At 45.8% G+C, this 21,405-nt stretch carries 21 protein-coding genes and 1 pseudogene; 11 read left to right on the plus strand and 11 right to left on the minus strand.

The annotated features are described in order from the left end of the window. Positions 1-82: 82 nt before the first annotated feature. Entirely contained in the window at positions 83-385 is a 303-nt protein-coding gene (locus VOR_RS0112255; RefSeq protein ID WP_010319991.1) for an MGMT family protein, read from the plus strand. Positions 386-499: 114 nt separating this feature from the next. Here the strand turns inward: VOR_RS0112255 and VOR_RS0112260 are convergent, their stop codons facing one another. Then, positions 500-931: a YbaY family lipoprotein gene (locus VOR_RS0112260; protein ID WP_010319992.1), complete on the minus strand. Its 432-nt coding sequence runs from the start codon at positions 929-931 to the stop codon at positions 500-502. Positions 932-1,077: 146 nt separating this feature from the next. On the opposite strand from VOR_RS0112260, the gene tesB reads away from it, so the two are divergent. Continuing rightward, on the plus strand, positions 1,078-1,938 hold the full coding sequence (tesB, locus tag VOR_RS0112265) for an acyl-CoA thioesterase II (RefSeq protein ID WP_010319993.1): 861 nt from the start codon (positions 1,078-1,080) through the stop codon (positions 1,936-1,938). Positions 1,939-1,956: 18 nt separating this feature from the next. Here the strand turns inward: tesB and VOR_RS0112270 are convergent, their stop codons facing one another. Beyond that, positions 1,957-2,418, minus strand: coding sequence for an Lrp/AsnC family transcriptional regulator (locus tag VOR_RS0112270; RefSeq protein ID WP_010319994.1), 462 nt, complete (start codon positions 2,416-2,418; stop codon positions 1,957-1,959). Between the two features lie 120 nt (positions 2,419-2,538). On the opposite strand from VOR_RS0112270, the gene VOR_RS0112275 reads away from it, so the two are divergent. Further along, positions 2,539-3,606 carry a PLP-dependent cysteine synthase family protein gene (locus VOR_RS0112275; protein WP_010319995.1) on the plus strand — a complete coding sequence of 356 codons (1,068 nt, stop codon included), beginning with the start codon at positions 2,539-2,541 and terminating at the stop codon, positions 3,604-3,606. A gap of 57 nt (positions 3,607-3,663) precedes the next feature. Here the strand turns inward: VOR_RS0112275 and VOR_RS0112280 are convergent, their stop codons facing one another. Beyond that, positions 3,664-4,533, minus strand: coding sequence for a Tim44 domain-containing protein (locus VOR_RS0112280; protein ID WP_010319996.1), 870 nt, complete (start codon positions 4,531-4,533; stop codon positions 3,664-3,666). Positions 4,534-4,711: 178 nt separating this feature from the next. Here VOR_RS0112280 and VOR_RS0112285 point away from each other — a divergent pair, with 178 nt between their 5' ends. From VOR_RS0112285 to VOR_RS0112300, 4 genes are all read left to right on the plus strand, one after another. Continuing rightward, a complete protein-coding gene (locus VOR_RS0112285) occupies positions 4,712-5,308 on the plus strand; it encodes a TetR/AcrR family transcriptional regulator (RefSeq protein ID WP_010319997.1) in 597 nt (198 codons plus the stop codon). Between the two features lie 9 nt (positions 5,309-5,317). Continuing rightward, positions 5,318-7,189: an MFS transporter gene (locus tag VOR_RS0112290; RefSeq protein ID WP_010319998.1), complete on the plus strand. Its 1,872-nt coding sequence runs from the start codon at positions 5,318-5,320 to the stop codon at positions 7,187-7,189. Between the two features lie 98 nt (positions 7,190-7,287). Further along, complete coding sequence (locus tag VOR_RS0112295) at positions 7,288-7,686, plus strand: thiol-disulfide oxidoreductase DCC family protein (RefSeq protein ID WP_010319999.1); 399 nt, start codon at positions 7,288-7,290, stop codon at positions 7,684-7,686. Positions 7,687-7,691: 5 nt separating this feature from the next. Next, complete coding sequence (locus tag VOR_RS0112300) at positions 7,692-8,402, plus strand: SDR family NAD(P)-dependent oxidoreductase (protein WP_010320000.1); 711 nt, start codon at positions 7,692-7,694, stop codon at positions 8,400-8,402. A gap of 77 nt (positions 8,403-8,479) precedes the next feature. Here VOR_RS0112300 and VOR_RS0112305 read toward each other — a convergent pair whose 3' ends face one another. The 7 genes and pseudogenes from VOR_RS0112305 to VOR_RS17930 form a co-directional block, all read right to left on the minus strand. Then, positions 8,480-9,253, minus strand: coding sequence for a substrate-binding periplasmic protein (locus VOR_RS0112305; protein ID WP_010320001.1), 774 nt, complete (start codon positions 9,251-9,253; stop codon positions 8,480-8,482). A 124-nt stretch (positions 9,254-9,377) separates the two neighbouring features. Then, the gene (gene menE, locus VOR_RS0112310; protein ID WP_010320002.1) at positions 9,378-10,829 is read right to left on the minus strand and encodes an o-succinylbenzoate--CoA ligase; all 1,452 of its coding nucleotides are present in this window, start codon (positions 10,827-10,829) and stop codon (positions 9,378-9,380) included. Beyond that, a complete protein-coding gene (gene menC / locus VOR_RS0112315) occupies positions 10,820-11,818 on the minus strand; it encodes an o-succinylbenzoate synthase (protein WP_010320003.1) in 999 nt (332 codons plus the stop codon). Before menC ends, menE begins: the two co-directional genes overlap by 10 nt. A 94-nt stretch (positions 11,819-11,912) precedes the next feature. Continuing rightward, on the minus strand, positions 11,913-12,779 hold the full coding sequence (gene menB, locus VOR_RS0112320; RefSeq protein ID WP_010320004.1) for a 1,4-dihydroxy-2-naphthoyl-CoA synthase: 867 nt from the start codon (positions 12,777-12,779) through the stop codon (positions 11,913-11,915). 45 nt (positions 12,780-12,824) lie between these two features. Then, entirely contained in the window at positions 12,825-13,613 is a 789-nt protein-coding gene (menH, locus tag VOR_RS0112325) for a 2-succinyl-6-hydroxy-2,4-cyclohexadiene-1-carboxylate synthase (RefSeq protein ID WP_010320005.1), read from the minus strand. Next, positions 13,603-15,330 carry a 2-succinyl-5-enolpyruvyl-6-hydroxy-3-cyclohexene-1-carboxylic-acid synthase gene (menD, locus tag VOR_RS0112330; protein ID WP_010320006.1) on the minus strand — a complete coding sequence of 576 codons (1,728 nt, stop codon included), beginning with the start codon at positions 15,328-15,330 and terminating at the stop codon, positions 13,603-13,605. Before menD ends, menH begins: the two co-directional genes overlap by 11 nt. Next, positions 15,327-16,624 (minus strand): annotated as a pseudogene (locus VOR_RS17930) (isochorismate synthase). Before VOR_RS17930 ends, menD begins: the two are co-directional and overlap by 4 nt. 217 nt (positions 16,625-16,841) lie before the next feature. Here VOR_RS17930 and VOR_RS0112345 point away from each other — a divergent pair. The 3 genes from VOR_RS0112345 (at position 16,842) to VOR_RS0112355 (ending at position 20,146) form a co-directional block, all read left to right on the plus strand. Further along, the gene (locus tag VOR_RS0112345) at positions 16,842-18,056 is read left to right on the plus strand and encodes a pyridoxal phosphate-dependent aminotransferase (protein WP_010320008.1); all 1,215 of its coding nucleotides are present in this window, start codon (positions 16,842-16,844) and stop codon (positions 18,054-18,056) included. A gap of 121 nt (positions 18,057-18,177) precedes the next feature. Further along, positions 18,178-18,762 carry a 5'-deoxynucleotidase gene (gene yfbR, locus VOR_RS0112350; RefSeq protein WP_010320009.1) on the plus strand — a complete coding sequence of 195 codons (585 nt, stop codon included), beginning with the start codon at positions 18,178-18,180 and terminating at the stop codon, positions 18,760-18,762. A gap of 58 nt (positions 18,763-18,820) precedes the next feature. Beyond that, on the plus strand, positions 18,821-20,146 hold the full coding sequence (locus VOR_RS0112355; RefSeq protein ID WP_010320010.1) for an anti-phage deoxyguanosine triphosphatase: 1,326 nt from the start codon (positions 18,821-18,823) through the stop codon (positions 20,144-20,146). Between the two features lie 49 nt (positions 20,147-20,195). Here the strand turns inward: VOR_RS0112355 and VOR_RS0112360 are convergent, their stop codons facing one another. Beyond that, on the minus strand, positions 20,196-20,804 hold the full coding sequence (locus VOR_RS0112360) for a tRNA-uridine aminocarboxypropyltransferase (RefSeq protein ID WP_010320011.1): 609 nt from the start codon (positions 20,802-20,804) through the stop codon (positions 20,196-20,198). Between the two features lie 3 nt (positions 20,805-20,807). Here VOR_RS0112360 and rrtA point away from each other — a divergent pair, with 3 nt between their 5' ends. Next, positions 20,808-21,401: a rhombosortase gene (rrtA, locus tag VOR_RS0112365; RefSeq protein WP_010320012.1), complete on the plus strand. Its 594-nt coding sequence runs from the start codon at positions 20,808-20,810 to the stop codon at positions 21,399-21,401. Positions 21,402-21,405 lie beyond the last annotated feature (4 nt).

Consider the following 21,405-nt stretch of genomic DNA (forward strand, 5'->3'; position numbering starts at 1 on the left):
ACGAAAATAGCATGCCCTCTCCTTATACCGTTCCTTGGTAACTATCGAACTAGGACACTGCTAGTATGGACGAATTGTCAGCATGAACCAATTTTTAGCGCAAATTTTTGCAGTTATACATCAAATTCCCGCGGGAAAAGTGACCACTTATGGCGAAATTGCTCGCTTAGCTGGCTACCCCGGCTACGCACGACATGTTGGAAAAGCATTAGGTAACCTACCTAAAAACAGCCGATTACCTTGGTTTCGTGTGATCAACAGCAAAGGAGAGATTTCGCTAAAAGGAGAGGATTTGTTACGTCAACGACAGAAATTGATCGCCGAAGGCGTCGAAGTGAACGAGCATGGCAAAATAAAACTTCGATTATACCAGTGGCGCCCCTAAGCCCCTTTCGGTCAAGCGCCTTTCCCGCTTATCTAGCACGGGAAAGGGCTGTTTTACTATTTCTTGTTTTACTGTTTTTATAGTATTGCGTCTATTTTATTGCTTCTGTTTTTACTACTGTTTAACACCAACTAAACGCAAATCAACCCGTTTAGTGTTATTCTCATCAGTAATCACGGCGTAATGGGTATCCGTAATGAAGCGTAGTTTTCCATCTACTTCGATGCGAGCACTGACGCTGTAACGGTGGCGAGCATCAATTTTTCGGTTGTCGAATGCCAAGTCAAACTCAAGCGGCACTTGCATCCCGTTAGTTTCAAAGCGGTGTTTTGCGATCACTTTAGCGGGTGCATCAGCCAATGAAACATCTTGCAAAGTGATAGTGACAAGCGCCTTATCCGGCAGTGCGATACGCTCACGGTACGAAACCGTACCCATGATAGATTGAATATTGCTCTCGGAAGAGGTTGGTTTTGGCGCTGACTGGCAACCCACAAGTATTAGCCCCAAGACAGACGACATAATGAGCAACAGTGCCTTTTTCATAAAGATAAAACCTCAGTTATGGTGTTAGATTGGTGATGATTATAGGTTCGGTTTTATCTGCTGTCATGGTCGTCAATTTGGTATTAACAAGATATTGACTTAGTCAACAATGATCATAATTACATTAAGAATCTCGGTGAGGGTCTATGAGTAAACCATTAAATGAACTATTGGATTTTCTGCAACTGGAAAAGCTAGAAGAAGGTTTATACCGAGGTGAGAGCGAGAACTTAGGTCTGCCACAAGTGTATGGTGGGCAAGTGATTGGCCAAGCACTCTCGGCGGCTCGCTATACGGTTGATTCCGACCGCACTGTTCACTCATTTCATAGCTATTTTCTTTACCCCGGGGATCCTGAAAAACCAATCATTTATGATGTTGAGAATTTAAGGGACGGACGCAGTTTCAGTACCAGACGAGTTAAAGCAATTCAAAATGGCCGGCCGATTTTCTATCTGACCGCTTCTTATCACGGTGAAGCGCCCGGTTTTGAACACCAAAACCCCATGCCCGAGATTCCCGGCCCTGAAAATTTTGCTTCTGAATCTGAGCTCGCAGCTAAAATTGCGCACTTGCTACCAGACAAAGTGAAAAAGATTTTTTGCGGCGAGAAAGCGATTGAGATGCGCCCTGTGACCTTAATTAACCCACTAAAACCACAAAAAGCGGAGCCAAAACAGTACCTGTGGATACGCGCTAATGGTGAGTTGCCAAATAACCAGCTCATCCATCAATATTTGCTTGGTTACGCATCTGATTGGGGGTTTTTAGTCACAGCGTTGCATCCTCATAAAGTCTCTTTAATGACACCTAACTTTCAAGTCGCGACGATTGATCATTCGATTTGGTTCCACCGCCCATTCAAAATGGATGAGTGGTTAATCTACGCAATAGAAAGCCCTACGGCCAGCAATACCCGTGGTTTAGTGCGTGGTGAGATTTACAACCGCCAAGGAGATTTAGTCGCAACAGCAGTGCAAGAAGGTGTGATGCGCTTCACCAAATAACAAGACTCGGACAAAAGGCTATGCCAGAGGCAATTGGGTAGTGTACTTCAATGACTCCATTGCAAAGGTTGAAGTCACGTTATTAATCCCTTTCACGCCATTGACCAGTTTTTTATAAAACTGGTCAAAACACTTCATGTCTTTGACGAGCACTTTCATCATGTAATCGTACTCACCCGCCATGCGATAGAACTCCATCACTTCAGGGTACTCTGACACAGTCACAACAAAATGGCTGTACCATTCGTGAGAGTGATCGCTGGTCTTAATCAACACAAACGCGGTAAAACTCAAATCTAATTTTTCTGGATCAAGCAGGGCAACTCGCTGCGCAATCACGCCAGATTCTTCGAGCTTTTTCAATCGCTTCCAGCAAGGCGTGGTGGTTAAGTTCACCGCTTCAGCCAAATCATTTAGCGACAAAGTGCTGTCTTGTTGCAGTAATGAGAGGATCATACGATCAATTCTATCAAGCTCCATAGCTCACCCAAGAATAAGAGAATAATTTTCTCCAAAACTACATAATGACAGACAACATAGCAAAGCTTTTCTCTCACATTAAGGGTAAATTACACTCATAACAATGATAGAGAGATAACCATGTGCACCGATCATCAATGGATTAACAACGCGATTCGAAAAATAGAAGCGGACTACCAACGTTCGGCCGATACACATTTGATTAAGCTCGACTTGCCTTGTGTCGCTGGAGTGGATATTTATCTCAAAGATGAAAGTACTCACCCTACGGGTTCGCTGAAACACCGCCTAGCTCGCTCCCTTTTTCTATATGCCATTTGTAACGGCTGGGTTGGCCCTGAAACGACTATTATTGAATCTTCATCAGGAAGTACTGCGGTATCAGAAGCTTATTTTGCCCGTTTACTAGGCTTGCCTTTTATTGCTGTAATGCCTAAATGTACTGCACGTAAAAAAATCGAGCAGATTGAGCTTTATGGGGGCCAAGCGCATTTAGTCGATCGCTCTGATCAAATTTATGCCGAATCACACCGCTTAGCCAAAGAGCTGAATGGCCATTATATGGACCAGTTCACCTATGCCGAACGTGCGACCGACTGGCGCGGCAATAGCAATATTGCTGATAGTATTTTTAGCCAGATGCAAATGGAAGATCACCCCGTTCCGACATGGATTGTGATGAGCCCAGGTACGGGCGGAACCTCAGCAACCATAGGCCGCTTTATTCGCTACCAAAAACACAATACCAAACTGTGCGTCGTCGACCCTGAAAACTCGGTATTTCATGATTATTTCAAAAGCCGATACCCGAGCTTAACTTTACAGTGTGGTAGTAAAATTGAAGGAATTGGTCGCCCACGAGTTGAACCAAGTTTTATTCCCGGCGTAGTCGATGAAATGCGCACCGTCGCGGATGCCGCCAGTGTCGCTACGATCTATTGGTTGGAAAAACTACTCGGCCGTAAAGCTGGCCCGTCAACTGGCACTAACCTTTATGGCGTTTTGCAAATTGCCAGTGAGATGAAACAACGAGGCGAAACAGGCTCCATCGTGACGCTGTTATGCGACAGCGGCGAACGCTATTTAGATACCTACTATTGTGCTGATTGGGTCAAAAACAACATTGGTGATTTAACACCTTATCTTTCAAAATTAGAAGCTTTTGAAATAACAGCTAAATTAGCTTAGCGGCCTAGCAAAACGCCCAAGACAAACTTGGGCGTTTTGGATACATCGTGAAAAGTCTTAACCTTGAATGCCGACAATCAACCAAGGTGCATTAGGTACGGTTAAATCACGCTCTAAATGCCACACATCATTAATATCTTCTTCAATGCCTTCCACGGAATCGCGGTAGCGGCCAGTAAACTGCAAACTCAACTGCGCTTTACTTGCATCGTAATCGGCGCGAACGACTTCAGCGTCTACGTACATCACATCTGTGTACTGTTCACCGTTTAGTTTTGCGCGCTCTTGTTTTAGATCTTCAAACAAGCTTGCTGATACATATTCTTCAACAGTTTCAAGTTGGTTATGGTTCCAAGCACCTTGCAAAATACGGTAGTGCTCACGCGCACCATTAATGAAAGCTGCCTTGTCAAAACCGGCTGGATAGTTATGTGGGATATCGCTGTGTGCATTCGATCCAAAACCACCAGTAGCTTGAGGTTGTTGCTCAAAATTGTGCACGTTCGGTTGCTCGAATTCTGTCCGGTTATTCACACCACCAAACGCAGGTTGCTGTCGATTCATGCTACCCTGTTTCGCACCAAGCATACTGCGCATCAGCTTAAATAGCACAAAAGCAATCAGGCCGAAGATCAGAATATCCATAAATTGAATACCCTCAAACGCGCCACCAAAGAAAGCCGCGAGTAAGCCACCAGCGAGTAACCCGCCTAGCAACCCGCCCATTAAGCCTTTTTTCGTTGACCCGGCTTGACCTGCCTGATCTTGCTTGATGGTGTCGTTCTTTTGTGTCTGCTGTTTAGGCGCTGGAGCCGTTTTATAACTTTTACCAAACGACTTACCACCACCAAATTTCTTTGCTTCTGCTATAGGTGTGATGGCAACAGCCACCATCAACAGTGCTACAAGGGAAAAAAGACGTTTCATGTTTTTCCTTAGGGTTATAATTATTGAGGCTCCACCATCATAACCACTTCGGATAAACAAGAAAACCGTTGCTTCTCGCAGACATGTATCAGAATATTGCAAATTAACCGTCCATAAGTTGACGCTTATACACCGCCCCACTAGAATATTGAACGTTGTTCATAATTGATGCGTAGCCATGGCCAGACGAAACGATCACACCCGAGAAGAACTCATTGCATTGACACTTAAAACCGCGAAGCGTTTTCTTCAAGATCACACTTATCACGAGCTCAGCCTGCGCAAAATCGCAACCATGATTGGCTACGTGCCTAGCACTTTGGTCAATGTCTTCGGCAGTTACAATCTTTTATTGCTGCATGTGGTAGCTCAAACCTTGGATGAACTCTCTTCCCAAGCGAAAAAAGTGGTAGGCAAGTGTAGCGATCCAAAAGAAGCGTTGTATCAATTGGCCTATTGCTACCACGATTTTGCTCAGTTGCACCCCAATCGCTGGCAACTTATTTTTGAGCATAATATGAATGGTGAACTACTTCCCCAGTGGCAAGCAGAGCGCATCGACAACATGACCGCCATGCTTGAAGGTTTATTGACCATCCTTGCTCCACAACACTCGCAACAAGAAGTGCTGCAAGCAAGCCGAGTCCTATGGTCTGGCGTACATGGTATTACCTTATTAAGCGTAGATGATAAATTTTTCGCCGCCGAACCGATCGATGGTAAAGAGCTGATTGAAAACCTACTCTCAAACTATCTTAATCACTGGGCGCGATAAGGACCATCAATGAGTCAATCTCAATCTTCATTGCTGACTCAGCAACGATTTCTTCCGTATTTCATCACCCAGTTTTTTGGCGCATTTAACGATAACATCTTTAAAAATATCTTGCTGCTATTGGTCGCGTTTGCTGGAGCGAACGTGTTACCAGTTTCCAGTAACTTATTTATTAACCTTGCCGCAGGGCTATTCATTCTTCCTTTTTTCCTTTTTTCTGCTTCTGCCGGCGTGCTTGCTGACAAGTACGAAAAATCCGCTTTCATTCGTAAAGTGAAATTGGCTGAAATTGGCATCATGTGTCTTGGCGCGATCGGTTTTATTACTGAGAGTTACACTATTTTACTGTTATTACTGTTTTTGATGGGGACACAATCGGCCTTTTTTGGTCCAGTCAAATACGCTTTATTGCCGCAGCAACTCAAACCGAATGAATTGGTTCCGGGCAATGCGTTAGTGGAAACAGGCACATTTTTAGCGATTTTATTAGGCACATTGGGGGCAGGGCTCATTGCCTCGATGCCCTACACTAAATACGTGGCCGCTGGCGCTGTGGTGCTATTTGCGTTGTTAGGCTATTTAGCCAGCCGTCATATTCCTCAAGCCCCTGCTTGCGCACCCGATCTTGTTTTTCGCTGGCAGCCCATTAAGCAAACCAAGCAAACCATTGCGATTGCCAAACAAGACCGTACTATTTTTCAATGCGTAATGGCGATCAGTTGGTTCTGGTTTTTAGGTGCCGCCTACTTAACTCAATTTCCAAATTTCACCCATCACTATTTATATGGCACAGAGAGCGCCGTTTCATTTTTGTTAGCACTGTTCTCTGTCGGTATTGCCACGGGTTCATTGGCCTGCGACAAATTATCGCATCATAGAATAGAGATCGGCATCGTGCCTATCGGTAGTTTTGGCATTACATTATTTGGCTATTTAATGGCCACTTCCGTACCGGAAAAATTACCTCAATTTACTGATTTTTATCAATTTATCAGCTACCAATCACTATGGCCGATGTTTCTTTTCCTATTATTGATTGGCGTCTGCGGTGGCATCTTCATTGTGCCTTTATATGCGCTAATGCAGCAGCGTGCTAAAGTCACTCAACGCGCACAAGTCATTGCCGCTTTAAATATCTACAACTCACTGTTTATGGTGGCAAGCGCACTATTAGGGATTGTCTGTTTGAGTTTTATTGAGCTTGCGATCCCTCAGTTCTTCATTATATTAGTTTTGCTTAATGGCTTTGTTGCACTCTATTTATGCTACCAAGTCCCGGTCTTTTTGGTGCGATTTCTAATGTGGATGCTCACGCATACCATGTATCGAGTCAGCCACAAAAATCTTCATCACTTACCTGAAAAGGGCGGAGCTCTGCTGGTGTGCAATCATGTTAGCTATATGGATGCACTGTTGCTGAGCGCGGTTTGCCCTCGCTTAATCCGTTTTGTGATGGAAGAGGATTACGCCAATTTGCCACCACTTCGTCACTTTTTGAAACGTGCAGGCGTGATACCTATTTCCGCCACGCGTCGCGGTTCTATCCGCCAAGCCTTTAACGACGTAGAACAAGCATTGGCAGAGGGGCATATCGTCTGCATTTTCCCAGAGGGACGGTTAACCGCGGATGGCGAAATCAGCGATTTCATGCGTGGCATGGATATGATTTTAAAACGCAGCTCTGTGCCTGTCATCCCCATGGCACTGAAGGGGTTGTGGGGAAGCTATTTTAGCCGTGCCAAAGGGCGCGCCTGCTGTGGGCTACCGACTCGTTTTTGGTCACATATAGAAATTGAAGCTGGCGAGCCCGTCCCCCCCAAAGAGGAAACAACACAAGTGATGCAACAAAAAGTCGCCGAACTCAGGGGAGATTGGCGTTAAATTGGGATTAAGTGCAATCCAAACACTAGCTTGATCTTATACTGAAGAGTGAACGTACAAATATGTTATTCACGGGCTGTTAGGCTGATGACATACATATGAGTACCCCATCTTTAGTGATTTTTTTCGATGCGCAGTGTCCTTTATGCTGCAATGAAATGCGCTCATTAAAAACCTTCGATCACCATGGTCGGGTTGAGCTTGTCGACATAAACAACGATGATGCTATGCGTAGCTTTCCTTCTATCGACAAAAGCAAGGCGTTATCGATATTGCATGGCTTAGACCAACAAGGCAATCTGCTCTATGGGCTGGATGTGACCGTTCTAGCTTGGCGTTTAGTCAACAAACATCGCTGGTTATTCATCACGCGCTTACCCATTCTAAAATGGATTAGCGACCAAATTTATCTTCTTTTTGCAAAACATCGCATGTCGATATCTCGCTGGTTTAGTCATGCTCAATGCCGTAATGGCGTTTGTAAAAACAAAGAGTGATCACAATGAAATACCTCATTATTGGGGCCTCAAGTATCATCGCCCAAGCTTTCATAAAGGAGCTCAAAGCGCAGACTTTAGCGCCAGAAATCGTTACCGTCTCAAGACAAAAATATCTCGCCCAATCCTCAAGCGAACATTTTCCAACCGACTACAGTATCGAATCAACGGCCTTGATTGCCAAAACATTGGCCGACATCGGGCATAAGTTTGATCAAATTGTGTTTTTTAATGGGCAACTACACAACGGCACCTATACACCGGAAAAGCGTATCTCAAGGTTTGACGAGTCTTACTTTCAATGGCTTTTACAATGTAACGTTTTGAGCCAAGTGCGTTGGTTCCAATATTTACCATTACTTATTGAGCGTCGATCTTTTGCAAAAATTACGGTTTTTAGCGCGCGGATAGGTAGCTTAGAGGATAACCACAGTGGCGGCTGGTACAGTTATCGGATGAGTAAAGCGGCGCTAAATATGGCAACCAAAACTTTTGCGATAGAGCTCTCTCGCACTCATCCCAACACACAAACCATTCTATTTCATCCGGGAACCACCGACACCCCGCTTTCTAAACCATTTCAGCATAATGTGGCTAGCGATAAGCTCTTTGAACCGGAGTTTGTGGCTAAGCAACTTTATCAACTACAGCAAAAGGAAATGTTAGATAAGCCCGTCTGTTTTGTGGATTGGCAGCACCAGACCATCAAATGGTAACAGTGACAGTTATTTTTAGTACCCTGTCATTGTTACCTTTAAGTTAAAATAATACTATTGATTATAAAGATTACGGATTACTGCAAAAAGCTACTAACCACTTGTTCTAGCTCACCACTCTCTTTCATTTCAGATAAAATTTTGTGGTATGTGGCTTTAAAATCATCTTTATAAGGGAACTGACCACCATCCGTCACAAAACCCAGAAATCCCTGTTCAGAGCTAATGGTTGCGCCTTCCATAACACTCTGCCCATCATATTTACCTTCTTTTTGCAGCTTACTGAGCTCCCAGCGAATAGATAAAGCGTCATTCATGTAGCAATCTACGCGCCCTGCAATCAACTTAAGGAGATTATTTGGCGTCCCTTTGGTCTCCGAGAGCACGATCTTACCAGCCGCAACAGCCGCACGGAATTCATCTCCCCCTGCAGCGAAACCTAAATTATTACCAATGGTAAGCCCCATATAATCTTCTGGCCAATTCGGTCTTGGAGTACTTAACACTGACTTTGTACAGACAACCACTAGCTTTTCGTCAAGGATAGGTAGCTCGTACTCCATATAGGGACGCTGCTCAATTCGTTTATAAGGTGGGTATAATGCAAATATTTTTCTGTTTTCGATTTCTGATAGGCCACGCTTCCAAGGGATTTCTTTGATCGTGACATTATAGGCTGGCATTTTAGAAAATATGCGTTCCAAAATTACAGTATAAATACCAGTAATACGTCCACTTTCACTGTAGGAATAAGGTGGATACGAATCATCACCATATATGGTCACATTCGTCGTGGCAGAAGCACCGAAAGAGAGGGCTATTGCGGGTAAACATACTAAGTATTTTTTCATCAATCGCTCCAAAACTTATCTAATAATATTCAGTCGGTGGTATAGATAAGTAATAGTTCACCTATGAATAGAGTCAACCAGCATCCGAAGATCATATTTCAGGTAGAGTGTCTTATTCACTGAGCTAAGTGAGAGGAAAGTAACGATGCTGATTGTTAGCAAGCCATGTTTTTAGGGCTTTGCGTGATATTTTAATGCCCGTATCATTGAAATGATTTGGCATTAAAAAATAATCGATGGGATATTTAAATCTTTCAAGCTTGCCATTGAGCCACTGCTCTAACGCCTCTTTTTTAGGCATAGTTTGGCATTGCAACAAAGCAACGCTGCGCGCGCCAAACTCATCATTATGCACAGGGATCACCATCGCTAAAATAATATCGGGGTGGTGAGATAATACCGCTTCAATCTCTTCACAATGAATGTTTTCGCCTCCAGAGATAAATTGGTTATCAACGCGGCCAATAATACATAGCTCATCATTCTGCCAATGGCCAAGATCTTGGCTGTCGAACCATCCTTGTTCATCGATAAGAGGCGTGATTAAGCCTTGTTGGTAATAGCCACTGGATATAGTTTCACCGCCAATGAAAATGCGCTGACCTTGTAGCTTAACTTGCCGTTTAGGTAGCACGTGGCCAACACTCTGGCTTGCGTTAACACGTTTTGCTGTGACCGTGGAAGCCGCTTCCGTCATGCCATAACCCACCCAAGTTTCAATGCCATGCTTTGCCGCCTGCTGGGCGAGATAGTTTGGGATATGGCCTCCGCCAAGCAGCACGTGCGTTAATGCGAGTGGTGTTTTACTGTCTAATAAACGCTTCAGTTGAGTAGCAACCAATGAAGCATGCGTGACATGAATTATATCTTGGGTGAGATCGCCGCTGCCGACTTTTAAGCAAGCACCAGCGACTAGCCAGCGATAAATAATGGCTAACCCAGACACATGATACATCGGTAAACTCAGCAGCCACGTATCATGGCAACGAAATGAAAATACCTCAAGTAAACCACTGGCTGACGACCAATGCTGCTGAAAAGTATGAATAACGGCTTTAGGAACCCCAGTAGAGCCAGAAGTAAAGATGATTGAGGCAAACTGTGTCTCAGCCTTGTTTACCATAGCGCTCGTGGGCGGCGAAACATGTTCATGAGTAACATGTTCATGAGTATAAAGCCGGATGTTAGCGTCAGCGAGCAATGAAGTTAGCTCATTCTCCTTGAGCCTAGCTCCTTCACCTAACCATAACCAATGTGGTTTATTCTCTCCGTATAAGGTACTGAGTTTCTGTTTCAGCAGCATCACAGGTTGTGGCATGGTGATGGCGCAGATCACGCCAAGTTTTAACGACGCAAGGTAGATTAACACTAACTCAAGGCTGTTCTTACCCACTAACGTCAGCACATCTTGGTTCTGCAAACCTTGTTGCTGCATTGCAAAAGCATAAGCGTCAATACGGTTCGCTAACTGCTGCCAAGTGTAGATTTGATTCGCCGTACGCAATGCGATCGCGTGCGGCGTATACAAAGCATGTTGTTGCCACGGCTTTTGGCAAAAGGAAACGCCTACTTGCATTGAGATTGCCAAACCACCGTTTGCTGCGCGAGCGTTTGTATCGGCAATGCGCTGTTGGGCCATGCGCTTTCGAGTTGTGCTTTAAACAAACTAATCGTATCTAGCCCCGGAATTTCATTAGGCAGTTGCCACTGCGCAAAACGAGCTAATTGACAAAGCCCTAAGCTCGATTCGATGCTAGAGCTAATAACGGCTTGAATGCCTAATGTTTTAGCTTTTTCAATCAAAGCGATACAGCGCTGTACCGACCCAATCAAGGTCGGTTTAATCACAATGGCTTTCGCTCCCGTCAGATCTTCTAGCTGAAAATCTGCACGGCGAACGGCTTGCTGTAAGGTTTCATCCCACGCAATCGCAATGCCCGTATTGATAGCGAAAGCCAAGCTGTCACTGGGAGATGGACACGGCTCTTCCAAAAACGCAATGCGTTGACGCAGCGAAAGAGAGACATATTGGGCAAATTTTTCAGCTTTAGCGGGTGTCCAAGCTTGGTTAGCATCAAGACGCAATTGCAAATCAGGCATAGATTCTAAAAACAGATTTACGATCATCCCATCGCGAATCGCTTCGTACAGCCCAACTTTAATCTTCGCAACTCTATGATCGCCCGGTAGCGCGTTCAGAAGCGGGATCAGTTCATCAGGGTCTCCCGAGCACAAAGGTGCTGCGTGATAGTGTCCGGCTTGAGGCAACCCACCATTCAGCTCTAACTCCGCCATCGACAAACCAAAGGCAACAGAAGGAAAAAGATCATCATAGGTAATAAGCTCACCACTAACCCAAAGCTGAAGCTGCGCGATTAACTGCTGCTGTGCTTGCTCAAGTGACTCTAAACTGAAACCGGGTAATGGGGCAACTTCACCCAACGCTGAACCGTGATCATCTTGTAATTCAATGATCAGACCTTCACGTTCTACCAGCTTCTGATTGCGGAGAATAACGCCGCTATCCATCGGTAAACAGTAGCGATACAGTGTTGCGCTGCGCATAATTTCAACCTTTTGTTCGATATTCGACTTTGTTCATTGAGACCACTAGCCCAAATCATCACGGAAAATTGGATGATTTGAGCCGATTTTACGCTTAAGGATTACGAGGGAATTTATTGAAATCAGGGCGGCGTTTTTCATTGAAGGCATTGCGCCCTTCTTGCCCCTCTTCTGTCATATAGAACATCATGGTTGCGTTACCCGCCAGTTCTTGCAAACCTGCTTGGCCGTCACAATCTGCGTTGAGCGCTGCTTTCAAACAGCGCAGCGCCATAGGGCTATGCTGCAATACTTCACGACACCAGCGAACCGTCTCTTTTTCTAAATCAGCTACTGGCACAACCGTGTTGACCAGCCCCATGTCCAACGCTTCTTGAGCATCATAAAAACGGCAAAGGAACCAAATTTCACGCGCTTTTTTCTGCCCAACGATACGGGCCATGTAAGACGCACCCCATCCACCATCGAATGAACCCACTTTGGGCCCTGTTTGACCAAACTGGGCATTTTCTGCCGCTATAGTTAAATCGCACATCATATGCAGCACATGGCCACCACCGACAGCCCAACCAGCAACCGCCGCAATTACAGGTTTCGGACAGGTACGAATTTGGCGTTGGAAATCGAGCACATTGAGATGATGCGTACCGGACTCATCACGATAGCCGCCGTAGTCGCCACGAATTTTTTGATCGCCACCAGAGCAAAATGCCGCTTCACCAAGGCCAGTTAGAATGATCACACCCACTTGCTCATCATAACGCGCATCGGCCAGCGCACTCATCATCTCTTTAACCGTTTGTGGGCGAAAGGCATTACGCACCTGAGGGCGGGCAATCGTAATTTTGGCAATGCCATCTTGCGATTTGTGATAGTGAATATCTTCATATTCGGCGCTGCAGTCACTCCAGATGACTGGTGCGTACAATTCTTGTTCAGTAATACCGACTGTTTTAGCCATGGTGCTTTCCATTGTTCTATTAATTATTGTTTTTGAACCAACGCGTTAGCATTGGCTGATAAATTCTTGAATAAGATGAGCAAATACTTCGGGCTGCTCATAATGGACATTATGCCCTGCAGCCTGCACTTGGCGATATTCGAAACCGCTTTGTTGTGCCAGATGAACAAACTTACTGTCCTTCTCCCCACAAACATAGACCATTGGCAATGCGACTTGCTCAAGTTGTGCGAGCAGATAAGGCTGCTTTGCCAATGAAGTCGAAAGTAGCATGTGAGCCACTGCAGCCCCAAGATTAGCACTGCGTTGAGTGACTAAAGTTTGTCTTTGCTCATGATTTAATGAAGAAAAAACGGGTTGATGATACCAATCGACCAAAACTCGCTCAATCTGCTCAGTTTGGAAACGATGTGCCCAATGGTGATCATTTTTCAATCGTTGCTCACGTTCAAAAGAACTCTGCAAGCCGAAGTTGCCACCCTCAACGATCAAACCTTGAATATTCAACGCCGAAAAACGCTGCATCGCCACGCCATACATTGCCAGCCTTCCACCAAGTGAATAGCCCACCAATACGATAGGTGTTTTTTCGCCAAGCTGCTTAAGCACGGTTGCAGAAATGTGAGCGCAGCACTCATCAAAGTCATCACATAAGAGAGACTGACTACCGCCATGACCGGGAAGATCAATCCATAATTGCGAGTATGGCGAAAGGAAAAGCGCCGTTTTCGACCAATCTCGCCCACTGCCTAGTAAACCATGTAGAAAAACCAACACTGGCTCGACCGACGTCGAACCTGTGTTGGTGCTGCAATAAAAACGACTACAAAGCATAGACTTGCTGGGTAAATTGTGTGATTTGCTCACCGGCTTGCCCAGACGGCGTGGTCACTTCAACCAATAAGGTGCCAGTACCCTGCTGTAAATGTTCACGGACCAAGCTTTGATAAGCAGATAAGGTTTGCGGACACGCATAACCTAAACGAAACTGCCGTGCGGCGTGTTCAAATTGGTAGCCATGGGGCATTTGGTACAAGGCGGTTTTGTGCGTTTTGGGAACGGGTAATAGATCAAAAATAGCGCCACCATCATTATTCACCACCACCAGCACCAGCACCAGCACCAGAGGCGTGCTGACTTGGCTAAGCAGAGCTAGAGAATTCAGATCATACAGCAATGACGTGTCACCAATAAATACCAACATTGGATTATGATTGGCTCGCTGTACTCCTGCGGCAGTTGCCACTAAGCCATCAATACCCGAAGCGCCTCGATTGGAGTAAACCGAACGTCCCTCAATTTGAGCAAACATATCGGCTAAACGGACGAACAAACTGTTGCCGATAAAGAGATCGGCCCCTTCGCTACGCTCGGCCATATCGAGCGCTAAACCAATCTCTGTAATGGAAGAGTCACCGTTCAAATGCAATTTAGCCAGTTGGGCAATCTCTTGCGCCACAGTTTTTATTCGATCCGCCCAACCCGCTTGCGCCGCACCTAAAGCCGTCAATTTGCCAATATGGCGATCAATCCAGCACGCAATATCAGTGACAAACTGCTGTTGCATCAGATGGTTTTGATTATTACGCGCCATTTGGGGTGAAACGTAAATATACTGCACATTACCCGTATGAGCATGGCTAGCTAGCCATTGGGTAAGCCGTTTTGAGACCAGCCGTGAACCGAATTGGATCACCACCTCACTTTCACTAAGCAGCTCACGTGCTCGCGCATTTTGTAACCACAAATCAAAATGCGCCCATTCGCTGCTCACGCCTGACTGAGGATCGCACAAGACTGGCCAACCGAGTTTGTTGGCAAAATGCTTGGCCTTCTTCGCTTCAGCTAATGTCAACGAACCAAGAATCACCAGCCCTTTTTTACTCAGCCATGCACCATCATCTAGCGTTTTTGTTTGGGTTTGGTACTGGCGAGAGCTGAATGCTTGCTCACGCTGACGCCACGCTTCAATCACAACTAAATAATCCGCGTAGAGATCTACATCATGTTCGGCATAAAGTGGTTCGGGAAAGGGACAGTTAATATGTATTGCACCACCCATATAATCTTGGTTGGCCATGGCCTCATCCACTGTGGTTAACAACCAAGTCAATGGAATAGTCGTCGATGGACTGGGTAGATTCACCGCCTGCGTGACATGTGATGAGTAAATACCTACTTGATTGATTGCTTGATTCGCACCGCATCCTACAAGCTCAACGGGCCGGTCAGCCGTGAGTACAACGAGTTTTTCACCCGTGAGGTGTGACTCAGCAATCGCTGGCAGTAAATTAGCCGCCGCCGTGCCAGAAGTGACAATCACCGCAACTGGCTTTTGGCTCGCCTTAGCAAGACCTAAAGCAAGAAAGCCAAGCCCACGCTCATCAAAGTGAGTATGGATTGAGAGATTGTGATTAGCGGCCGCCTCTAAGGTCAAAGGTGTCGAGCGTGAACCCGGAGCAATACAGATCTCTTGCACCCCAAGTCGAGTAAGCTCCTCAAGTAGCGTTTGGCTCCAAATTCGGTTCAGCACGGCTTGGTCATGCTTCATGACGCCACTCCTAGAGGAAAATGGTCGCTGATCAAACTCAGTAAGGTTGCCATTTTTTTGTCTAACTCTTGCCATTCGTGCTCAGCCACTGAACCTGGAACAATGCCCGCTCCGGCAAACAGTTGGACCTGATTGTCCACCAGCAAAGCACTGCGAATCGCCACACAAAACTCCGCTTGTTGATGGCTAAAATAACCGACTGAGCCGGCATACCAACCACGTGCAAAAGGCTCATTGGCTTGAATAAAATCCATCGCTGCTTTACGCGGCAGGCCTGCTACAGCAGCAGTTGGTTGTAAAGCGCTTAGCAGTTGTACACCATTCACGCCCTTTTTCAGTCGCACATGGATAAATGCTGCACTTTGCGCAAACGAATCAAACGGACTTCCTGTTCCACATCGGAACTATCAGAATGAGGCGTTAACCGCTCAATAATGTCATCAACTACATATTGATTTTCATTAAGATTTTTACTGTCTTGAGTAAGCCAATGAGATAACTCCATGTCTTGGCTCGCATTTTCTCCCCGACCGATAGTTCCAGCTAACGCTTCGGTATACAAAGTCTGCCCTTGGCGAAGGTATAAACGTTCAGGTGTCGAGCCCATAAAGCTGTGTTTTTGATCAAGTTCGAATAAAAAATGAAAACTGTGATGATTGTGCTCAGCACTTGCCTTAAGCAACTGCGCCGCGCTTAACGGCTTATCTAAACTGAGTGTCGTTTGCCGTGCGAGCACCACTTTCTTAAACACTTGATGCTCAATTCTATCAAGGGCTTGATTAACCAATTGCTGCCACTGTACCTCATTAGGTTGATGGATAACCTGTTTTATATGTGACGTCATGGCACGTAACGGGTTAATCTCAAGCTGCAGTTTACACAGAGCATCCAAGGATCGCTGGCGTTCAGAAGTCACATTCGCCGCCAATGACCACTGGCCATCACAACGAATCAACTCAATTTGCGGTAAAAAGAAAAACGATGGCAAACAACGGCGATTTTTGTCCGTATGCCCATCAAACGAGCGCCCTCCCCAAACTCGCTGATCCTCGCCAAGAATAGCGTAGGCAGGCTCGGCTTCAGAAAAAGTATACAGTTGACCTAATGCCACTACCTCTTCACGCGTATCACGCGACTGCCAATAAAATTTAGGGAAAATGGGTTGTGCTTCAAGCCAATCAATTGGCGCGAAAGGGGGAGCTTCTTGCAGTATTTGTACAAAACGAACGTCATCATCCTTCGCGTCGTTTATTTGCTCGATGAGCCGAGCAATAGCTTGATGAAAATGCGACAAATCGACCTCGAAAACATTGAGACACTGGCTTTACTGACGGCTACTCTATTTAGAGAGGGAAACGAAATCAAGACTACGAGTTATCTTTTGCAGATTCCTGTGATGGCGGGCATCCTCATCTATATCTTACAAGTAACCAATGGCAGATTTTTATTCTATCAAACCTCAATTTAGTGTAGTTTAATAAAGAAATTATTTATTTTTCAGGAATTATACAATGCAAAATATCGGGATGTCGTCAAAACTCGACAATGTCTGCTATGACATTAGGGGTCCTGTACTCAAACATGCTAAACGCATGGAAGAAGAGGGGCATAAAATACTGAAGTTAAACATTGGTAACCCCGCCCCATTTGGCTTTGACGCCCCAGATGAAATCCTAGTTGATGTGATCCGTAATCTGCCTACTTCACAAGGCTATTGCGACTCAAAAGGGATCTATTCCGCGCGCAAAGCCGTGGTGCAGCACTACCAGAAAAAAGGGCTGCGTAGCCTAGATGTAGAAGATGTTTACATCGGTAATGGTGCTTCAGAGCTTATCGTGATGGCGATGCAAGCGCTGCTTAATAATGGCGATGAAATGCTTGTCCCTGCTCCTGATTATCCATTATGGACCGCTTCGGTAGCCCTCTCCGGTGGCACTGCCGTGCATTACTTGTGTGATGAAGAAGCCGATTGGTACCCTGATCTCAACGACATCAAAAGTAAAATCACGCCCAAAACACGCGGTATTGTATTGATAAACCCCAACAACCCAACAGGGGCTGTCTATAACCGTGATTTTCTGCTGGAAATTGTTGAGATTGCACGCAAGCATAAATTGATCATTTTCGCCGACGAAATCTATGACAAAATCTTATACGATGGTGCAACCCATACGCCTATTTCAACGCTAGCTGATGACGTTTTAATGGTCACTTTTAACGGCCTGTCGAAAGCGTACCGTGTGTGCGGATTCCGAGGCGGTTGGATGTTCCTTACCGGGCCAAAACACATCGCCAAAGGTTATGTGGCTGGTTTGGAAATGCTTGCCTCAATGCGTTTGTGTGCCAACGTGCCCATGCAGCATGCGATTCAAACCGCATTAGGCGGCTATCAAAGCATCAACGAGCTGATTTTACCCGGCGGCCGACTGCTCGAACAGCGCGACCGCGCGTGGGAACTCATCAACCAGATCCCAGGCGTCTCATGTGTTAAACCTAAAGGAGCCATGTACCTGTTCCCGAAAATCGACACGAAAATGTACAGCATTAAAGATGACCAAAAAATGGTGCTCGACTTCTTAAAACAAGAGAAAGTGCTATTGGTTCAAGGAACGGGCTTTAACTGGCCAAAACCGGATCACTTCCGCATTGTCACCTTACCGCATATTGAAGATTTGGAAATTGCCATTGGCCGCTTCGAGCGTTTCTTATCGACATACAGTCAGTAGCATTCTGACGTAAACTTCCATATGCTAAACGGGCGCACTTTTCGATACTGAAAGTGCGCCCGTTTTCTTTTAATCGCCAATTTTTCTCTTAGTCCCCAAAACAGCAAGGATGTTTATTGCAATGAAAGAGAGTCACTTTTTTGCTCACTTAGCCCGAATGAAGTTAATTCAACGCTGGCCTTTAATGCGATCCATCTCCAGTGAAAATATCTCTGAACACAGCCTACAAGTGGCATTTGTCGCTCACGCTTTAGCCGTAATCAAAAACAAAAAATTTGGCGGCAAGGTGAACCCTGAACGGATTGCGATTTTAGGTATGTACCACGATACCAGTGAAGTGTTGACAGGCGATCTTCCGACACCAGTTAAATACTACAACCCCGATATTGCGAAAGAATACAAAAAAATAGAAGCCGCTGCCGAACAAAAACTGCTCTCAATGTTGCCAGAAGAGCTGCGTGACGACTTTGCTCCGTACCTCGTTTCAGAAGCCGCGCACCCTGAAGATGTGACGATAGTCAAACAGGCAGATTCGCTCTGCGCCTATCTCAAATGCTTAGAAGAACTCAGCGCGGGCAACCATGAATATGCGCTGGCCAAAAAACGTTTAGACGTCACCTTACGAGATCGCCATACACCTGAGATGGAGTATTTTCTCAATACCTTTGCCCCTAGTTTCGAATTAACGCTGGACGAGATCAGCTAACTCACGCTAAGTTACTTGTTAAGTGTTTGAAAAAAATAAATGTACTGCAGGAGATGGCATGGATATATCCATTGACCCCAAATGGCTTGAACGCCAAGATGATGAGCATAAAATCCGCCGCGATGATCACCGTAGCCCCTTCCAACGCGATCGGGCGCGTATTCTTCACTCTGCGGCATTTCGTCGCTTGCAAGCCAAAACTCAAGTACATGGCACTAGCCTGAATGATTTCCATCGCACTCGCCTCACTCACTCCTTAGAAGCCGCGCAACTCGGCACTGGTATAGTGGCGCAAATTAAACTCAAACAACCTGAGTTTCGTGATTTGCTGCCTTCGGATAGTTTGATCGATTCCTTATGCCTAGCGCATGATATCGGCCACCCTCCTTATGGTCATGGCGGCGAAGTGGCGCTCAATTATATGATGCGCGATCACGGCGGCTTTGAAGGCAACGCGCAAACCTTTAGAATTGTAACCAGCTTAGAGCCCTACACCGAACACCATGGCATGAACCTGTCACGCCGCACTGTGCTAGGGTTATTAAAATACCCTGCGCTGCTGAGCCAAACTCGCGCCGTACAGCAACCCAATGCAGTCGCTCACCAGCGTCAGTTGAAAGCTAAAGAGTGGTCGCCTGCTAAGGGAATATACGATTGCGATCACGCGATTTTTTGTTGGGTAACGGAGCCGCTCTCTGCGCACGATAAATCCCTGCTCAGTCAAATGCGTGGTCAGCCCGCAACGCCTTATCAACATCACAAGACTCGCTTTAAATCACTCGATTGCTCAATCATGGAGCTGGCCGACGACATTGCCTACGGCGTGCACGATTTAGAAGATGCCATCGTACTTGGCATGGTAACTCGCCAACAGTGGCAAGAGGCCGCAGCCTCGAAACTGGCCGAATGTGGCGATGCGTGGTTTGAAGAACACATCGCATCCATCAGTGAAATGCTGTTTGCTGGCAAACATTACCGTCGTAAAGATGCGATTGGTGGGATGGTTAATGCGCTACTGACTAGCATTCATATTCAAGCCGTTGATGCGCATTTTAAGAATGAACTACTCGCCTTTAACGCCTATTTAGAACCCAATATGGCCGCCGCACTGGAAGTACTGAAATCATTTGTGAGCCAATATGTGATTCAAATTCCGCAAGTGCAGCGTTTTGAATACAAAGGCCAGCAGATCATCATGGATCTGTTTGAAGCACTGAGCGCCGATCCTGAACGCTTACTGCCAGAAACAACGCGCGGTAAGTGGCAAGCCCAAACTAATGAAAACGATGGTATGCGCGTCATCTGTGACTATATTTCGGCTATGACCGATGGCTATGCGCAAAGGCTCCATCAACAACTGTTCTCAGCTCATAATCACTATTAATGGCTGGTTGAGTGGTAGCTTCTGCCACCGTTACTCACTGATATAGCTGTTACTCACTGATATAGTTTTGCTTAAAAACCCCAGCTGGCATTTGGCTAATTTGAAAGGCAACCATCGCATCAAAAGCATCAAGGAGCGGTTGAAAATTTTGCCGAGGCTCAAGCAATGACAAGATATGAAAACCAGCTTCAACGGTCGATAAGCTGTTTTCACTCGGTGCTTTACGAATGCGATAATTGCCTTTGAGATCGGTCGGCAAGTGCAAACACGCTAGCGAATGTAAATTGCTCGAGAGTTGCCACATTTTATACGCTTTCTTCCAAGTACCATCGAGTAAAATAACTCGTACTTTTCTGGTATCAGCATTGATGTTCATAGCCGACACGGGCTGCGCAGTCTCATGCGAGTAAAGTACATAGTTGAACACATCCGGCTCAGCTAAGCACTCATTCAGCTGAGTGTGCTGGCTAAAATCTTCGGCAACAAAGCGCCTGCAATTGGCTAAAGATAAATCGAGAATTCGGGCTGTGCCCATTGGGCGATGTTCTTCTGTCGGATGTTGAAGAATGATAAGCTCGACCGACGAGGAAAGCGGTACGATCAAAGAACAGATGCAGGCTTTTCGCGCTTTACCACATTGAGAACAGTATCGAGACATAACGTGAATTACTTTCGCCTTTGCTTACTAAACATAAACCATCAAAAAAATCGTTATTTTGCACTACTTGCTATCATCTTGGTCTGCTTGGGATTGCAATGGCCGCCGCTGGCCACCCTCAGTGCGTGGAATCGGCCTGCCATTGAAGCGGGCCAATGGTGGCGGATCCTAACAGGAAATTTCACACACACCAACTTTACGCACCTTGGTATGAACCTCGCAGGGCTGTGGATTATCCATTTTGTGTTTCAACCGAGCAGTAAAAAATGGTTAATCAGCCTTCTGGCAACCAGCTTGATGGTAGGCGTCAGCCTTTTTTTGAGCCGTATGCAAGTCTATGTCGGCCTTTCAGGCGCGCTCCATGGAATGTTTGCCTATTTGGCGCTGCAAGAAGCACTGCAAGGGCGTCGCAGCAGTTGGCTGCTGGTGGTTGGTGTTATTGTCAAAGTTGTCTGGGAGCAAATGTTCGGCGCTTCAAGTAGTACTAGTGAGCTTATTAATGCACGCGTGGCTATCGAAGCCCATTTAGCGGGCATGTTGGCCGGGTTGATCTTCGCCATCGGTGAATGGCTGAGATCAAAAAAAACGGAGAAGTAACGCA

Origin of the sequence: Vibrio ordalii ATCC 33509 (assembly GCA_000257205.1) — a bacterium.
Taxonomy (GTDB): domain Bacteria; phylum Pseudomonadota; class Gammaproteobacteria; order Enterobacterales; family Vibrionaceae; genus Vibrio; species Vibrio ordalii.

Excerpts from the sequence above, each read along its gene's own strand:
- VOR_RS0112255 (WP_010319991.1), top strand. The coding sequence starts at position 83 with ATGAACCAATTTTTAGCGCAAATTTTTGCAGTTATACATCAAATTCCC.
- VOR_RS0112260 (WP_010319992.1), bottom strand. The coding sequence starts at position 931 with ATGAAAAAGGCACTGTTGCTCATTATGTCGTCTGTCTTGGGGCTAATA.
- tesB (WP_010319993.1), top strand. The coding sequence starts at position 1,078 with ATGAGTAAACCATTAAATGAACTATTGGATTTTCTGCAACTGGAAAAG.
- VOR_RS0112270 (WP_010319994.1), bottom strand. The coding sequence starts at position 2,418 with ATGGAGCTTGATAGAATTGATCGTATGATCCTCTCATTACTGCAACAA.
- VOR_RS0112275 (WP_010319995.1), top strand. The coding sequence starts at position 2,539 with ATGTGCACCGATCATCAATGGATTAACAACGCGATTCGAAAAATAGAA.
- VOR_RS0112280 (WP_010319996.1), bottom strand. The coding sequence starts at position 4,533 with ATGAAACGTCTTTTTTCCCTTGTAGCACTGTTGATGGTGGCTGTTGCC.
- VOR_RS0112285 (WP_010319997.1), top strand. The coding sequence starts at position 4,712 with ATGGCCAGACGAAACGATCACACCCGAGAAGAACTCATTGCATTGACA.
- VOR_RS0112290 (WP_010319998.1), top strand. The coding sequence starts at position 5,318 with ATGAGTCAATCTCAATCTTCATTGCTGACTCAGCAACGATTTCTTCCG.
- VOR_RS0112295 (WP_010319999.1), top strand. The coding sequence starts at position 7,288 with ATGAGTACCCCATCTTTAGTGATTTTTTTCGATGCGCAGTGTCCTTTA.
- VOR_RS0112300 (WP_010320000.1), top strand. The coding sequence starts at position 7,692 with ATGAAATACCTCATTATTGGGGCCTCAAGTATCATCGCCCAAGCTTTC.
- VOR_RS0112305 (WP_010320001.1), bottom strand. The coding sequence starts at position 9,253 with ATGAAAAAATACTTAGTATGTTTACCCGCAATAGCCCTCTCTTTCGGT.
- menE (WP_010320002.1), bottom strand. The coding sequence starts at position 10,829 with ATGCAAGTAGGCGTTTCCTTTTGCCAAAAGCCGTGGCAACAACATGCT.
- menC (WP_010320003.1), bottom strand. The coding sequence starts at position 11,818 with ATGCGCAGCGCAACACTGTATCGCTACTGTTTACCGATGGATAGCGGC.
- menB (WP_010320004.1), bottom strand. The coding sequence starts at position 12,779 with ATGGCTAAAACAGTCGGTATTACTGAACAAGAATTGTACGCACCAGTC.
- menH (WP_010320005.1), bottom strand. The coding sequence starts at position 13,613 with ATGCTTTGTAGTCGTTTTTATTGCAGCACCAACACAGGTTCGACGTCG.
- menD (WP_010320006.1), bottom strand. The coding sequence starts at position 15,330 with ATGAAGCATGACCAAGCCGTGCTGAACCGAATTTGGAGCCAAACGCTA.
- VOR_RS0112345 (WP_010320008.1), top strand. The coding sequence starts at position 16,842 with ATGCAAAATATCGGGATGTCGTCAAAACTCGACAATGTCTGCTATGAC.
- yfbR (WP_010320009.1), top strand. The coding sequence starts at position 18,178 with ATGAAAGAGAGTCACTTTTTTGCTCACTTAGCCCGAATGAAGTTAATT.
- VOR_RS0112355 (WP_010320010.1), top strand. The coding sequence starts at position 18,821 with ATGGATATATCCATTGACCCCAAATGGCTTGAACGCCAAGATGATGAG.
- VOR_RS0112360 (WP_010320011.1), bottom strand. The coding sequence starts at position 20,804 with ATGTCTCGATACTGTTCTCAATGTGGTAAAGCGCGAAAAGCCTGCATC.